Here is a 14,578-nt window from a genome sequence, read left to right as displayed (position 1 = left end):
TGTCCCGGCATCCTATCTGCCGGGCATGAGCGTCATCACCCCCATGCCCACCGGCACCGACCTGCGCGCCGAGATCGATCGCCTGCGCAAGGAGCGCAACGCGGTGATCCTGGCGCATTATTATCAGAAGCCGGAATTGCAGGACCTGGCCGATTTCGTCGGCGATTCGCTGGAGCTGAGCCGCAAGGCAGCGGACACCGATGCGGAGGTGATCGCGTTCTGCGGGGTCAAGTTCATGGCGGAGACTGCGAAGATCCTCTCGCCCGAGAAGATCGTGGTCCTGCCCGACCTGGAAGCCGGGTGCAGCCTGGAGGATTCCTGCCCGCCGGAGAAGTTCGCGGCGTTCCGGGCGCAGCATCCCGACCACATCGCGCTGACCTACATCAACTGCTCGACGGAGGTGAAGGCGCTGAGCGACATCATCGTCACCTCCAGCAGCGCGGAGACGATCCTGAGCCAGATCCCGAAGGATCAGCCGGTGATCTTCGGCCCGGACCGGCATCTGGGCGGTTATCTCAACCGCAAGTTCGGGCGCGAGATGCTGCTGTGGCCGGGCGTGTGCATCGTGCACGAGGCCTTCAGCGAGCGGGAGCTGCTGAAGCTGAAGGAGCAGCACCCGAACGCGCCGGTCGCCGCGCATCCGGAATGCCCGCCGCACATCGTCGATCATGCCGACATCGTGGGTTCGACCAGTGCAATCCTGCAATATGCCAAGACCTTCGCCGGCGACACGCTGATCGTGGCGACCGAGCCGCACATCATCCACCAGATGGAAAAGGCGCTGCCGGAGAAGACCTTCATCGGTGCGCCAGGGGCGGACGGCAACTGCAACTGCAACATCTGCCCGTACATGGCGCTGAACAATCTGGAGAAGCTGTATCTCTGCCTGCGCGACCTGACGCCGCGCGTCGAGATCAGGGAAGACCTGCGGGTGCAGGCGAAGCGCAGCCTCGACCGGATGCTCGACATGGCGAGCGGGACGATCGGCCTGGGTGACCTGGGCCGTGTCGGCGTGCCGCTTCCCTGATGGCCCGCAAGCGCCGCTACGACTGGGAGGACGAGCCGCAGGCGGAGGAAGCTCCGCCGCCGGTGCCGTGCTGGCTGTGCAGCCGACCGACGGGCGAGACGATCGTGTGGCATCATCCCATCCCCAAGAGCCGGGGTGGGCGAGACACGGTGCCGATGCACCCGATCTGCCAGCAGATGCTGATCACGACCTTCACCAATTCGGAGCTGCAGCGTCACGGCATGGATGCAAGCGGCCTGCTGGCGGACCCGGCTGTGCGCAAATTCGTCGACTGGGTGGCGAACAAGGACCCCGACTTCACCGCCACGCTCACGAAGAAGAAGCGCTGATCCCCGCCGAGCCCGGCCCGCGCCAGGTGCCGCCGGCTTCCGCCGCCGGCACGATGTGGTTCGCCAGCAGATCGCGCAAATCGGCGAGGTGCGCGCTGCCGCGCTCCACGTCGGTGTCGCTGGTCATCACCACCGTCAGTTGCAAATCGGGCAGGATGAACAGCATCTGCCCGCCATAGCCCCAGGCATAATAGAGCGGGTGGCGGCCGACGCCGCTGACGAACCAGCCGAGGCCATAATCGCCGCCATAGGGGCTGGTGCTGAACGGCGACCAGCTTGCCTCGATCCAGTCGCGCGGGACGATCTGCTGCCCGTCCACCACGCCTCCGTTCCGGTACATCTCCCCAAAGGCGGCGAGGTCCAGCGGGCTCATCAGCATGTCGTTACCGCCGAAATAGATGCCCTGCGGATCGCGGGGCCATTGCGGGATGCGGATGTTCAGCGGCCCGGCCAGCCATTCCTGCGCCAGATCGTAGGTGGAGCGGCCACTCGCCCGCGTCAGCATCGCCGACAGCAGATGCGTGTTGCCGGTCGAATAAAGCCAGTCGGTGCCGGGGCGGGCGACAAAGTCCTGCGCCAGCGCATAGCGGACCCAGTTCGGGCTCGACACCCAGCGCCCGTAATTGTCGCCGCTAGTCCGCGCGAGGCCGGCCTGCATGGACAGCAGGTGGCCGATATGCAGCCGTTCCAGTAACGGATCGGGCGTGGGTGGCGCCTGATCGCGCAAGACGGACAGCACCGGCTGCTCGACTCCGGTGAACACGCCCTTGTCGATCGCGATGCCGATCATGGCGGACATGACAGATTTGGAGGCGGACTTGATGTTGACCGGGCGGCTGACCGGCGGCCCGTCATGGAAGGGGCGGGCGAGCAGGGTCTCACCGCCGCGCAGGATCACCAGGCTGTTGAGCGGGCCCAGCTCCTCCGCCCGCGCCAGCGTCCGCGCCATGGCGGCTTCATCAAGGCCAGCGGCGCCGGCTTGCTGTGCCTGCATCTCCTGTGCCGGGGATGCGGCACCGCAGGCGGTGAGCAATGTGGCAAGGCAGGCGAGCGGCAGGGCAAGGCGACGCATGCCGTCCGAGTTGGGCAGTGCGGGGCGCGGAAGCAAGCCGCGCCCGCATCACTTCGGCTCAGTCCCGCGTCACCGGAACGGCGAACAGGTCGTGCGCGTCGGATTCCTCCACCAGCACGTCGATGATCGCACCGGGTTGCAGGTCGGCCGGCACGTCGCGCAGCAGCGCCTGGCCGTCGATCTCCGGCGCGTCGGCCTGGCTGCGGGCGGTGGCACCGATGCTGCCATCCTCCTCGTCCGGCTCACCAACCTCGTCCACGATGACGGGAATGATGCGGCCGACCTTGGCGGCGAGGCGCGCCGCGCTGATGCGGCTGGTCGCCTCCATCAGGCGCTGGAAGCGTTCCTCCTTAACCTCTTCCGGCACGGCGCCGGGCAGGGCATTGGCGGTGGCGCCCTCCACCGGCTCAAACCGGAAGCCGCCTACGCGGTCGAGCTGCGCCTCTTCCAGCCAGTCGAGCAGGTACTGGAAATCCTGCTCCGTCTCTCCCGGGAAGCCCACCACGAAGGATGAGCGGATCGCCAGGTCTGGGCAGATCTCGCGCCAGTTGCGGATGCGGTCCAGCACCTTGGCCTCGTTCGCCGGGCGGCGCATCGCGCGCAGGACCGAAGGGCTGGCGTGCTGGAACGGGATGTCGAGATATGGCGTCAGCAGCCCTTCGGCCATCAAGGGGATGACCTGATCGACGTGCGGGTAGGGATAGACGTAGTGCAGCCGCGTCCACGGCACTGTCCCCTCGGGCGTGCGCAGCTGGCCCAGCTCCCGCGCAAGGTCGGTCATGTGCGCGCGCACCTGCCGGCCTTTCCAGCTCTGTTCCTGGTGGCGGATGTCCACGCCATAGGCGGAGGTATCCTGGCTGATCACCAGCAATTCGCGCGTACCGGCGGCGACCAGCTTCTCCGCCTCGCGCAGCACGGCATCGATCCGACGGCTGGCGAGCTTCCCGCGAAGTTGCGGGATGATGCAGAAGGAGCAGGAATGATTGCAGCCTTCGGAGATCTTGAGATAGCTGTAGTGGCGCGGGGTCAGCTTCACGCCGCCTTCGTCGTCCAGCATCTGCGGGATCAGGTCGATGAAGGGCCCTTGCGACGGCGGCGCCGCGTCGTGCACGGCGTCCACCACCTGTTCGTACTGGTGCGCGCCGGTGACGGCCAGCACTTCGGGGAAGCGGGCGCGGATCAGCGCGGCCTCGTCCCCCATGCAGCCGGTCACGATGACGCGGCCGTTCTCGGCCATGGCCTCGCCAATGGCCTCCAGCGATTCCTCCTTCGCGGAATCGAGGAAGCCGCAGGTGTTGACCACCACGACGTCCGCGCCGGCATAGTCGGCGGACATGCGATAGCCATCGGCGCGGAGCCGGGTCAGGATGCGTTCGGAATCGACCAGCGCCTTGGGGCAGCCCAGGCTGACCATGCCGACGCGCGGAGCGTCACTAATTCGCGTTGCCATGATGGCGGGCGCCCTTACACGCAAAGGGGCGGCGAGGCCAGTGGGCCCGCGCGCCGGTGACCGGCAGATGGTGGCACTGGCGCCAAAGGCAAGGGCGCGGCCGGCGCATGTCTGATCCGCCACTCGCCTTTTAGGGCCGGATCGGCTATGGGCGGCGCCTTCCTGCCTTTTATTCCGGTATCTGCGCGCAGAGCGATGCGTTTGGTTGCCTTGTGGCGGGCATGTGCGGCGACAGGCGCCGCCCCTTACATACGGACAATCATGACCTTCAACGATCTTCCGCCGACCATCGGCGCCGCCCTTGCCGCGCAAGGCTACAGCGAACCCACCGAAGTCCAGGCCGCCGTGCTGCAGGATGAGGCAGTCGGCCGCGACCTCATCGTTTCCGCCCGTACCGGGTCGGGCAAGACCGTCGCCTTCGGCCTGGCGATGGCGGGCGAGCTGCTGGACGGGGTGGGCCGCGTGCGTTTCGGCGCGGGCCCGCTGGCGCTGATCATCGCGCCGACGCGCGAGCTGGCCTTGCAGGTCAGCCGCGAGCTTGAATGGCTGTACGCCCAGGCCGGCGCCCGGATCGCCACCTGCGTGGGCGGCATGAACCCTCAGGTGGAGCGCCGTACCCTGCAGCAGGGCGTGTCGATCGTGGTCGGTACGCCCGGCCGCCTGCGCGACCATCTGGAGCGCGGCGCGCTGGACCTTTCAGCGCTGAAGGTCGCCGTGCTGGACGAGGCGGACGAGATGCTCGACATGGGCTTCCGGGAGGATCTGGAGGAGATCCTCGACGCGACGCCGGCCGACCGGCGCACGCTGCTGTTCTCCGCCACCATGCCGCGCCCGATCGTTGCATTGGCCGGGCAGTACCAGCGCGATGCGCTGGCCATCTCTACCATCGGGGAGGAGCGCGGCCATGGCGACATCGCCTACCAGGCGGTGCCGGTCGCTCCGGCGGAGATCGAGAACGCGGTGGTGAACCTGCTGCGCTTCCATGAGGCGGAGACGGCCATCCTGTTCTGCGCCACACGCGACAATGTACGCCGGATGCACGCCACGTTGCAGGAGCGTGGATTTGCCGTCGTTGCGCTGTCGGGCGAGCATTCGCAAAGCGAACGCAACCAGGCGCTGCAGGCGCTCCGCGATGGCCGCGCGCGGGTATGCGTGGCGACGGACGTGGCGGCGCGCGGCATCGATCTGCCTGGCCTCAGCCTGGTGGTGCATGTGGAGGTGCCCCGCGATGCGGAGACGCTGCAACACCGTTCCGGACGGACGGGCCGTGCAGGGCGCAAGGGCACCGCGGTGCTGGTGGTTCCCTATCCCCGGCGTCGTCGGGTGGAGATGCTGTTGCGCACGGCCGGCGTGCAGGCCGAATGGCGTCCGGCGCCCGGCCCGGCAGAGATCCGCGCGCAAGACCGCGATCGCCTGATCGAGCGCCTGACGAAGCCGGTGGCCGCAGATGAGGAGGATCGCGCGCTGGCGGTACTCCTGCAGGAGCGGCTGAACCCCGACGACATTGCCGCGGCGCTGGTGCGTGCACATCGGGCGAGCATGCCCGAGCCTGAGGAACTGACCCCCGATCTGCCGCGCGAGGCCCGGGAGCGGACACCGCGGGCAGGGTTCGAGGACGTGGTCTGGTTCCGCATCGATGTCGGCCGGCGGCAGAACGCCGATCCGCGCTGGCTGCTGCCGCTGCTGTGCCGCCGCGGCCATGTGGCGCGCGGGGAGATCGGCGCGATCCGCATCGGTCAGCGCGAATCCTTCTTCCAGGTGCCGACCGCCATCGCCGATCGCTTCGCCAATGCAATTGAGCGGACCGCGGGGCAGGGCGAGGGCGACGATGGCGGCGTGCGGATCGAGGCTGCACCTGAAGGACCGGGCGAACTCGGCGGTGCGCCGCGGCGGCAGCCGGGCAAGCCGTTCCACCGGGGCAAGGCGCCGGGCGGCGATCGGCCGCCGTTCAAGGGCCCACACAATGGCGGCGGCGCCCGCTTCGGCCGCAAGGGCGAGGGAAATGGACCCCGCAGCAAGGGATTCGGCGGCAAAGGGCGGCCACAACGGGGCTGATTCGGGCCCGAAAGACGGTAGAGGAGGTCAATGAAGGTGCTGAGAATGGCGGATTTCTGGGGTTTTCAGCACCTCGCGCAAGAAAATATCCAACGGCTGTTGACGGGTCCGGAACCCTCCCATATATGCCGTTTCACCGACGGGGCGCAGCGGTTTTGACCGGCGCGCTTCACTCGGTCGCCAACTTGGACGGACAACCTGCAGCCCGGTGAAGATCGGGAGGGAAGGTTGTCCGCCGTAAGGTTTTCGGCGGTTCTTTGACATTGTTGATTTTGATGAAGGGACATGTGGGCGACGGCGCCTGCTGCCGGGGGTTTTAAGGCTCCGGTTGGCAGTAACCAGGTCGTTGCCGCGTTTCGGTGCTCACCACGGGCGCTGGGATGTTAAGCATGTTCATTCGTATCCATTACGTTTGACAGTGCAGGTAACGGCTCCTTGAAGCGCGTGCTAGACTGGTTGGCGATCGCGAGGTCGTGCTGGTTTGGTATGTGACACAAACTTGAGAGTTTGATCCTGGCTCAGAACGAACGCTGGCGGCATGCCTAACACATGCAAGTCGAACGATCCCTTCGGGGATAGTGGCGCACGGGTGCGTAACGCGTGGGAACCTGCCCTTAGGTTCGGAATAACTCCTCGAAAGGGGTGCTAATACCGGATAATGTCTTCGGACCAAAGATTTATCGCCTTTGGATGGGCCCGCGTTGGATTAGCTAGTTGGTGAGGTAAAGGCTCACCAAGGCGACGATCCATAGCTGGTCTTAGAGGATGATCAGCCACACTGGGACTGAGACACGGCCCAGACTCCTACGGGAGGCAGCAGTGGGGAATATTGGACAATGGGCGCAAGCCTGATCCAGCAATGCCGCGTGAGTGATGAAGGCCTTAGGGTTGTAAAGCTCTTTTACCCGGGATGATAATGACAGTACCGGGAGAATAAGCCCCGGCTAACTCCGTGCCAGCAGCCGCGGTAATACGGAGGGGGCTAGCGTTGTTCGGAAATACTGGGCGTAAAGCGAACGTAGGCGGCTTGGTAAGTCAGGGGTGAAATCCCAGTGCTCAACACTGGAACTGCCTTTGAAACTACCTGGCTTGAATCCTGGAGAGGTCAGTGGAATTCCGAGTGTAGAGGTGAAATTCGTAGATATTCGGAAGAACACCAGTGGCGAAGGCGACTGACTGGACAGGTATTGACGCTGAGGTTCGAAAGCGTGGGGAGCAAACAGGATTAGATACCCTGGTAGTCCACGCCGTAAACGATGATAACTAGCTGTCCGGGCACATGGTGTTTGGGTGGCGCAGCTAACGCATTAAGTTATCCGCCTGGGGAGTACGGTCGCAAGATTAAAACTCAAAGGAATTGACGGGGGCCTGCACAAGCGGTGGAGCATGTGGTTTAATTCGAAGCAACGCGCAGAACCTTACCAGCCTTTGACATCCTCGGACGACTACCGGAGACGGTTTTCTTCCCTTTTGGGACCGAGTGACAGGTGCTGCATGGCTGTCGTCAGCTCGTGTCGTGAGATGTTGGGTTAAGTCCCGCAACGAGCGCAACCCTCGTCCTTAGTTGCCATCATTAAGTTGGGAACTCTAAGGAAACCGCCGGTGATAAGCCGGAGGAAGGTGGGGATGACGTCAAGTCCTCATGGCCCTTACAGGCTGGGCTACACACGTGCTACAATGGCATCTACAGTGGGCAGCTAACTCGCAAGGGTGCGCTAATCTCCAAAAGATGTCTCAGTTCGGATTGTCCTCTGCAACTCGAGGGCATGAAGGCGGAATCGCTAGTAATCGCGGATCAGCATGCCGCGGTGAATACGTTCCCAGGCCTTGTACACACCGCCCGTCACGCCATGGGAGTTGGTTCTACCCGAAGGTGGTGCGCTAACCCGCAAGGGAGGCAGCCAACCACGGTGGGATCAGCGACTGGGGTGAAGTCGTAACAAGGTAGCCGTAGGGGAACCTGCGGCTGGATCACCTCCTTTCTAAGGATTTGGCCGAAAGCGCCGGGTGTGACGGGAAACCGTTGCCATCTGGAAGAGCTTCGTCCGTTCCAAAGAACATTGCCGTCGTCCTCATGTCCTTTCATCACTGAAGATACCTTGGCGGGAGATCCGTCATGGTACGCCTGAGCTGGCTCACGCCGCCTGCGGCCATTTGGCTGGTTCGGGCATGTGTGTGGGCCTGTAGCTCAGTTGGTTAGAGCGCACCCCTGATAAGGGTGAGGTCAGTGGTTCGAATCCACTCAGGCCCACCATTGTCTTGTTTGGGGCCTTAGCTCAGCTGGGAGAGCACCTGCTTTGCAAGCAGGGGGTCATCGGTTCGATCCCGATAGGCTCCACCAGGCATGTCTTCAGTGTGGATAGGAAAACGTATCCGGCCCGTTGTGGCTGGTTGTCGCGTTTTGCCTTCAGCAAAATCGCGTCTTTGACATTGTGAATGGGTTTTTAATCGATGCCGTGGCGCATGGATTGCTGCAACTGATGAGGTTGTGGTGATTGGTGCGGCACAAGAAATCTGGCTGAGATTTTGACCGCGCCATCGTTTGGCGACTGTGCTGTTATGCAGGCCTGTCGTTGATGGTGTGGATTCTCAAGCGTGAGGTAAGAGCATCTGGTGGATGCCTTGGCATGTACAGGCGAAGAAGGACGTGGCACGCTGCGATAAGCGTCGGGGAGCTGTGAGCAGGCTTTGATCCGGCGATTTCCGAATGGGGAAACCCACCTTCACCATTTCCCTCGTATCGTGAGCAATCACGGTGTGAGAGAGGTGGAAAAGGTATCATCGAGCTGAATAAAATAGGCTTGGTGAAGCGAACCCGGGGAACTGAAACATCTCAGTACCTGGAGGAAAAGACATCAACCGAGATTCCGTTAGTAGTGGCGAGCGAACGCGGACCAGGCCAGTGCCTCATCTTCAACTAGCAGAACGCTTTGGAAAGAGCGGCCATAGCGGGTGACAGCCCCGTATGCGAAAGTGATGGATGAGGACTTGAGTAGGGCGGGACACGTGTAATCCTGTCTGAACATGGGGGGACCACCCTCCAAGCCTAAATACTCGTACATGACCGATAGCGAACACAGTACCGTGAGGGAAAGGTGAAAAGCACCCCGATGAGGGGAGTGAAACAGTACCTGAAACCGGATGCTTACAATCAGTTGGAGCTCCCTTGAGGAGTGACAGCGTACCTCTTGCATAATGGGTCAGTGACTTAGTGTATCATGCAAGCTTAAGCCGATAGGTGTAGGCGCAGCGAAAGCGAGTCTGAACAGGGCGACCATAGTATGATGCATTAGACCCGAACCCCGGCGATCTAGGCATGGCCAGGTTGAAGGTGCGGTAACACGCACTGGAGGACCGAACCGGTGAATGTTGAAAAATTCTCGGATGAGCTGTGTTTAGGGGTGAAAGGCCAATCAAGCCGGGAAATAGCTGGTTCTCCGCGAAATCTATTGAGGTAGAGCGTCGGATGTATGCCGATGGGGGTAGAGCACTGGATGGGCTAGGGGGTCGCGAGATCTACCAAACCTAACCAAACTCCGAATACCATCGAGTCTTGTCCGGCAGACAGACGGCGGGTGCTAAGGTCCGTCGTCAAAAGGGAAACAGCCCTAACCTACAGCTAAGGTCCCCAAGTCATGGCTAAGTGGGAAAGCATGTGGGAATCCCAAAACAACCAGGAGGTTGGCTTAGAAGCAGCCATCCTTTAAAGAAAGCGTAACAGCTCACTGGTCTAATCAAGGGTTCCTGCGGCGAAGATGTAACGGGGCTCAAGCCATGCACCGAAGCTTAGGGTTTGGACTTAGGTCCAAGCGGTAGCGGAGCGTTCCGTAGGCGAGTGAAGCGGGAGGGTAACCGACCGTGGACGTATCGGAAGTGCGAATGCTGACATGAGTAGCGACAAAGAGGGTGAGATGCCCTCTCGCCGAAAGACCAAGGGTTCCTGCGCAACGCTAATCGGCGCAGGGTGAGCCGGCCCCTAAGACGAGCCCGAAGGGGGTAGTCGATGGGAACCACGTTAATATTCGTGGGCCTGGTGGTGTGTGACGGATCGTGGAAGTTGTTCATCCTTATCGGATTGAATGGGCAGCCAAGCGGTTCCAGGAAATAGCCCCACCGTATAGACCGTACCCGAAACCGACACAGGTGGTCAGGTAGAGCATACCAAGGCGCTTGAGAGAAGTATCCTGAAGGAACTCGGCAAATTGCCTCCGTACCTTCGGAAGAAGGAGGCCCTGTCTATGCGCAAGCACTGGCAGGGGGCACAGGCCAGGGGGTAGCGACTGTTTAGCAAAAACACAGCACTCTGCTAAGTCGGCTTCAAGACGACGTATAGGGTGTGACGCCTGCCCGGTGCCGGAAGGTTAAGAGGAGGAGTGCAAGCTCCGAATTGAAGCCCCGGTAAACGGCGGCCGTAACTATAACGGTCCTAAGGTAGCGAAATTCCTTGTCGGGTAAGTTCCGACCTGCACGAATGGCGTAACGACTTCCCCACTGTCTCCAGGATATGCTCAGCGAAATTGAATTTCCCGTGAAGATGCGGGATACCCGCGGTTAGACGGAAAGACCCCGTGCACCTTTACTGCAGCTTCAGAGTGGTATTAGGAAAGAGTTGTGTAGCATAGGTGGGAGGCTTTGAAGCGACGGCGCCAGCTGTCGTGGAGCCATAGGTGAAATACCACCCTGCTGTTTTCTGATATCTAACCTCGCACCGTTAGCCGGTGTAGGGACCCTCTGTGGCGGGTAGTTTGACTGGGGCGGTCGCCTCCTAAAGAGTAACGGAGGCGCGCGATGGTAGGCTCAGGCCGGTTGGAAACCGGCTGCAAGAGTGCAATGGCATAAGCCTGCCTGACTGCGAGACCGACAGGTCGAGCAGAGACGAAAGTCGGTCATAGTGATCCGGTGGTCCTGCGTGGAAGGGCCATCGCTCAACGGATAAAAGGTACGCCGGGGATAACAGGCTGATGATTCCCAAGAGCTCATATCGACGGAATCGTTTGGCACCTCGATGTCGGCTCATCACATCCTGGGGCTGGAGCAGGTCCCAAGGGTTTGGCTGTTCGCCAATTAAAGTGGTACGTGAGCTGGGTTCAGAACGTCGCGAGACAGTTTGGTCCCTATCTGCCGTGGGCGTCGATTGTTGAGAGGAGTTGCCCCTAGTACGAGAGGACCGGGGTGAACGTACCTCTGGTGTACCTGTCATCGCGCCAGCGGTGCAGCAGGGTAGCTATGTACGGACGGGATAACCGCTGAAAGCATCTAAGCGGGAAGCCTCCCTCAAGATAAGCAATCATCGAGTCGTGATAGACCATCACGTTGATAGGCCGGGTGTGGAAGTGCGGTAACGCATGGAGCTAACCGGTCCTAATCTCTCTGTTCACTCTTGAGAATCTCACACCATCACCGACAGGCCTGCCTGATCCCTTGCAAAGGGGCCGGCAGCCACGGTGACCGGCGGTCAGAACCTCACCAGACAAGCATTGATTAAAACCTCTTGCGCCAGCTTCATTGCTTGGTGGCCATAGCGCCTGTGACCCACCCGATCCCATCTCGAACTCGGCCGTGAAACCTGGCAGCGCCGATGGTACTACCGCTCAAGCGTTGGAAGAGTAGGACGCCGCCAGGCATTGCAGCCGGCGCAAGAAAACAAAAACCCATCACAATGACACCGACCCACAAGGTCGGCTCAACAGGGCCAGGCTCCCACAAAGAGCAACATGGCCCTGTTCGCGTCTCACACACAGACGCACACACAGGTGACGCGGGGTGGAGCAGCCCGGTAGCTCGTCAGGCTCATAACCTGAAGGTCGTTGGTTCAAATCCAACCCCCGCAACCAAACCTTCCCCTCTACAACAAATCAACAAGACCAGCTCGCCCACGCTCCGCGTCACGAGGTGCACTGTCCGTAGCAAAGGCCCGCAGGCTATTGCTACATAACGCCTTCGCTAAACGCGCCTTGGGGCGTCGTCTCTTCGCTGGCGAACCCGTGCATCGCACGCTGGCGAGCTTCCCGAAGGTGCTCGCGACGCCAGCATCAATCGGGTACCTGCCTGAGAATCAGTCGGTTTTAGGGAGAACTCGATGAGCAATCTCGTGCGCCTCGTCCTGCTGGCGGTCATGGCCGGTCCCATGCCGGCCACCGCCCAGGAGGTGATCGCCGGGGTGGGTTTCGAGAACTCGGAGGCTGCGCGATTCGACCCAGCCGATGACCGCTACATCGTCAGCAATTTGGGGCCCCGCGGTGCGCAGGACGATGGCTTCATCTCGCTTGTCTCGCCGGAAGGTGAGGTATTGGCGCTGAAGTGGATTGCGGGTGGCATCAATGGCGTGCGCCTGCAGGAGCCGCTCGGCCTGTTCATCGCAGGGGATGAGGTTCATGTGGCGGATCAGAAGGCGATCCGCGTCTTCGATCGGCAAACGGGCGCGCCGTTGCGCTCGATCGATATCCCGGACGCCGTGCGCCTCAACGACCTGTTCGTTACCGAGGCGGGTGTCACCTACGTCACAGATTCCGGAACGGCGGATGACCATGGCGCCCTCTATCGCATCCAGCCGGACGGAACCGTTGAGGTCTTCGCGGAGCGTTCCGCCAGTCTGCACCGCGCCAACGGCATCGCGGTCAACGCCGCCGGACAGGTGGTCCATGGGGGCTTGCTGTCCAACGTGCTGACCTTCCGTGACGCGGCAACGGGAGCAATCCTGCGGGAGCAAACCCTGCCGACCGGTCGGATAGACGGGATCGTGCCACTGGCGAATGGCGGTCTGCTGGTCGCCAGCCAAGACGGGCACAACGTCTATCACGTGCCGCCGGAGGGAGAGCCGCGCGAGGTGGCGGGCGGCGTTCCAATCCCGGCGGCGATCGGCTATGACAGCAGTCGCAGGCGATTGCTGGTGCCGCAGATCGTCGCGTCGTCCCTGACGCTGTTCGACATCGAGGTGGAGTAGCGGGAAGGGCCGCACAGGCCCTGCGGACCTTGGCCCTTGTCGAGAGGCTTTGCCTCAGACAGATCTCGACACCTGGGTGAGCCGCGCCACAAGGCTGGCAAGTAGGCGCCGAATGCGTCAGGTGATCCCAATGGCAGCACCGGACGAACTCATCCACCCGGAGGCGGCGGTCGCGCCGGGGTATCTGGCGAACCACGCTGCCCGCGTGTTCAATCGCCTGGTCGATGCGGCATTGCGGCCGCACGGGATGTCCCTCGCCCTGATCGGCCCGGTCATGTTGCTGTCCGCGCATGATGAACCCGCATAGCCGCTTCGGCATCCAGCTTCTCCATGGAGCGCTGGCGATCGCAAGCCGGCCCGCTCTGCGCGACATCGCCACGAAGCTGTTCTCCCGCCCTGGTGCGGAGCCCGATTTGTCCCGCTACGGCGACTTGCAGGTCTGACCGCCGGTTTCGCGGGCCGGTCAGCCGGTCCCATCCGCGATGCCTGCGCGATCGACGCGGCAGCTCTGCACCGTCCAGGCACGGGCCTGATCGCTGAGCGTGATGCCGAGGCCTGGCCGGTCGGGGATCATCATCTTCCCGTCGCGGATCTCCTGCCGTTCGGCAAACAGCGGGTCCAGCCAATCGAAATGCTCGACCCAGGCTGTATGCGGATAGGCTGCCGAGAGGTGGACGTGCAATTCCATCGCGAAATGCGGGGCGAGGGCCAGATGCGCCTCCTGCGCCATCGCCGTCACCCGCTGGAACTGCGTGATGCCGCCCACCCGCGCGGCATCGGGCTGGATGAAATCGACCGCATCCGACCGGATCATGGCGAAGTGTTCCGCCGCGCTCACCAGCATCTCGCCCGAGGCGATCGGCGTGTCGATGGCCCGCGCCAGCGCCGCGTGACCTTCCACGTCGTAGGCGTCCAGCGGCTCCTCGATCCAGACAAGACTGTATTGCTCCATCGCCCGGCACATGCGCAGCGCACTTGCCCGGTCCCATTGCTGGTTGGCATCCACCATCAGCGCCACCCGGCCGTCGATCCTGCGGGCGACCGCCTCCAGCCGGGCGAGATCGACCGAAGCGTCCGGGTGGCCGACCTTGATCTTGATCCCGCCGATCCCGCTGGCGATCGACGCCTCGACATTGTCGAGCACCTCCTCGATCGGGCTCGACAGAAACCCGCCGGAGGTGTTGTAGCACGGGACACCGTCGCGATGCGCACCCAGCAGGCGGGCGAGGGGCAGGCCGGCGCGCCTGGCCTTCATGTCCCACAGCGCATTGTCGAACGCGGCGATCGCCTGCACCGACAGGCCGGAACGCCCGACCGAGGCGCCCGCCCAGACCAGCCGCGTCCACAGGCGACTGATGTCGTTCGGGTCCTCGCCCAGCAGATCGGCGGCGACTTCGCGCGCATGGGCATACATGCCGGGGCCGCCGGCCCGCTTGGAATAGCTGAAGCCGACCCCCTCATGGCCGTCACGGCTGCGGATCTCGGCGAACAGCATCGCCACCTGAGTCAACGGACGCTGGCGACCGGTAAACACCTTGGCATCGCTGATCGGGGTCGCCAGCGGCAGGAAGGCGAGCGACAGGCGCACCTCCGCGATCGCGTCTTGGGTCATCGTCACCAGGCATCCTCCGCTGCAACTGGCCCTATGCTTCAGCCCCGCGGGCAGGGTCGGTCAAGCGCGGTGGCGGCATGGATCGATCGC

At 62.8% G+C, this 14,578-nt stretch carries 9 protein-coding genes, 3 tRNA genes and 3 rRNA genes; 12 read left to right on the top strand and 3 right to left on the bottom strand.

Annotation, left to right across the window (positions count from 1 at the left end):
- Nucleotides 1-25: 25 nt before the first annotated feature.
- A complete protein-coding gene (gene nadA, locus V5740_RS08530; protein WP_347302063.1) occupies nucleotides 26-1,027 on the top strand; it encodes a quinolinate synthase NadA in 1,002 nt (333 codons plus the stop codon).
- Nucleotides 1,027-1,356: a hypothetical protein gene (locus tag V5740_RS08525; protein WP_347302062.1), complete on the top strand. Its 330-nt coding sequence runs from the start codon at nucleotides 1,027-1,029 to the stop codon at nucleotides 1,354-1,356. The genes nadA and V5740_RS08525 overlap by 1 nt, the downstream gene beginning before the upstream one ends.
- Here the strand turns inward: V5740_RS08525 and V5740_RS08520 are convergent.
- Entirely contained in the window at nucleotides 1,337-2,428 is a 1,092-nt protein-coding gene (locus V5740_RS08520) for a serine hydrolase (RefSeq protein WP_347302061.1), read from the bottom strand. The genes V5740_RS08525 and V5740_RS08520 overlap by 20 nt on opposite strands.
- 58 nt (nucleotides 2,429-2,486) lie before the next feature.
- Complete coding sequence (gene rimO, locus V5740_RS08515; protein WP_347302060.1) at nucleotides 2,487-3,878, bottom strand: 30S ribosomal protein S12 methylthiotransferase RimO; 1,392 nt, start codon at nucleotides 3,876-3,878, stop codon at nucleotides 2,487-2,489.
- 261 nt (nucleotides 3,879-4,139) lie between these two features.
- On the opposite strand from rimO, the gene V5740_RS08510 reads away from it, so the two are divergent.
- The 10 genes from V5740_RS08510 to V5740_RS08465 all read left to right on the top strand — a co-directional run bounded on the left by V5740_RS08510 (nucleotide 4,140) and on the right by V5740_RS08465 (nucleotide 13,319).
- Nucleotides 4,140-5,933, top strand: coding sequence for a DEAD/DEAH box helicase (locus V5740_RS08510; protein WP_347302059.1), 1,794 nt, complete (start codon nucleotides 4,140-4,142; stop codon nucleotides 5,931-5,933).
- Nucleotides 5,934-6,428: 495 nt separating this feature from the next.
- A 16S ribosomal RNA gene (locus tag V5740_RS08505) occupies nucleotides 6,429-7,915 on the top strand.
- Nucleotides 7,916-8,110: 195 nt separating this feature from the next.
- Nucleotides 8,111-8,187 (top strand) — tRNA-Ile (locus V5740_RS08500).
- An 11-nt stretch (nucleotides 8,188-8,198) separates the two neighbouring features.
- Nucleotides 8,199-8,274 (top strand) — tRNA-Ala (locus V5740_RS08495).
- A 249-nt stretch (nucleotides 8,275-8,523) separates the two neighbouring features.
- Nucleotides 8,524-11,318: ribosomal RNA gene (locus tag V5740_RS08490) — 23S ribosomal RNA — on the top strand.
- Between the two features lie 123 nt (nucleotides 11,319-11,441).
- A 5S ribosomal RNA gene (gene rrf / locus V5740_RS08485) occupies nucleotides 11,442-11,556 on the top strand.
- The 16S, 23S and 5S rRNA genes sit together here with 3 tRNA genes alongside, the layout of an rRNA operon.
- Before the next feature lie 134 nt (nucleotides 11,557-11,690).
- Nucleotides 11,691-11,767 (top strand) — tRNA-Met (locus V5740_RS08480).
- A 245-nt stretch (nucleotides 11,768-12,012) separates the two neighbouring features.
- Entirely contained in the window at nucleotides 12,013-12,876 is an 864-nt protein-coding gene (locus V5740_RS08475; protein ID WP_347302058.1) for an SMP-30/gluconolactonase/LRE family protein, read from the top strand.
- A gap of 130 nt (nucleotides 12,877-13,006) precedes the next feature.
- Nucleotides 13,007-13,183 carry a hypothetical protein gene (locus tag V5740_RS08470; protein ID WP_347302057.1) on the top strand — a complete coding sequence of 59 codons (177 nt, stop codon included), beginning with the start codon at nucleotides 13,007-13,009 and terminating at the stop codon, nucleotides 13,181-13,183.
- Entirely contained in the window at nucleotides 13,167-13,319 is a 153-nt protein-coding gene (locus V5740_RS08465; protein WP_347302056.1) for a hypothetical protein, read from the top strand. Before V5740_RS08470 ends, V5740_RS08465 begins: the two co-directional genes overlap by 17 nt.
- A gap of 20 nt (nucleotides 13,320-13,339) precedes the next feature.
- Here the strand turns inward: V5740_RS08465 and V5740_RS08460 are convergent, their stop codons facing one another.
- Nucleotides 13,340-14,488 (bottom strand): mandelate racemase/muconate lactonizing enzyme family protein, encoded by a 1,149-nt coding sequence (locus V5740_RS08460; RefSeq protein ID WP_347304482.1) that lies wholly within the window; start codon nucleotides 14,486-14,488, stop codon nucleotides 13,340-13,342.
- Nucleotides 14,489-14,578: the final 90 nt, after the last annotated feature.

Source organism: Croceibacterium sp. TMG7-5b_MA50, assembly GCF_039830145.1.
GTDB lineage: Bacteria > Pseudomonadota > Alphaproteobacteria > Sphingomonadales > Sphingomonadaceae > Croceibacterium.
The sequence above is the reverse complement of the archived record's forward strand: the minus strand, read 5'-3'. Positions and strand labels throughout refer to the sequence as shown.

Bases quoted from the DNA above. Each gene is read 5' to 3' on its own strand.
- V5740_RS08460 (WP_347304482.1), bottom strand. From the start codon at position 14,488: ATGACCCAAGACGCGATCGCGGAGGTGCGCCTGTCGCTCGCCTTCCTG.
- V5740_RS08470 (WP_347302057.1), top strand. From the start codon at position 13,007: ATGGCAGCACCGGACGAACTCATCCACCCGGAGGCGGCGGTCGCGCCG.
- V5740_RS08465 (WP_347302056.1), top strand. From the start codon at position 13,167: ATGATGAACCCGCATAGCCGCTTCGGCATCCAGCTTCTCCATGGAGCG.
- V5740_RS08510 (WP_347302059.1), top strand. From the start codon at position 4,140: ATGACCTTCAACGATCTTCCGCCGACCATCGGCGCCGCCCTTGCCGCG.
- V5740_RS08520 (WP_347302061.1), bottom strand. From the start codon at position 2,428: ATGCGTCGCCTTGCCCTGCCGCTCGCCTGCCTTGCCACATTGCTCACC.
- V5740_RS08525 (WP_347302062.1), top strand. From the start codon at position 1,027: ATGGCCCGCAAGCGCCGCTACGACTGGGAGGACGAGCCGCAGGCGGAG.
- nadA (WP_347302063.1), top strand. From the start codon at position 26: ATGAGCGTCATCACCCCCATGCCCACCGGCACCGACCTGCGCGCCGAG.
- rimO (WP_347302060.1), bottom strand. From the start codon at position 3,878: ATGGCAACGCGAATTAGTGACGCTCCGCGCGTCGGCATGGTCAGCCTG.
- V5740_RS08475 (WP_347302058.1), top strand. From the start codon at position 12,013: ATGAGCAATCTCGTGCGCCTCGTCCTGCTGGCGGTCATGGCCGGTCCC.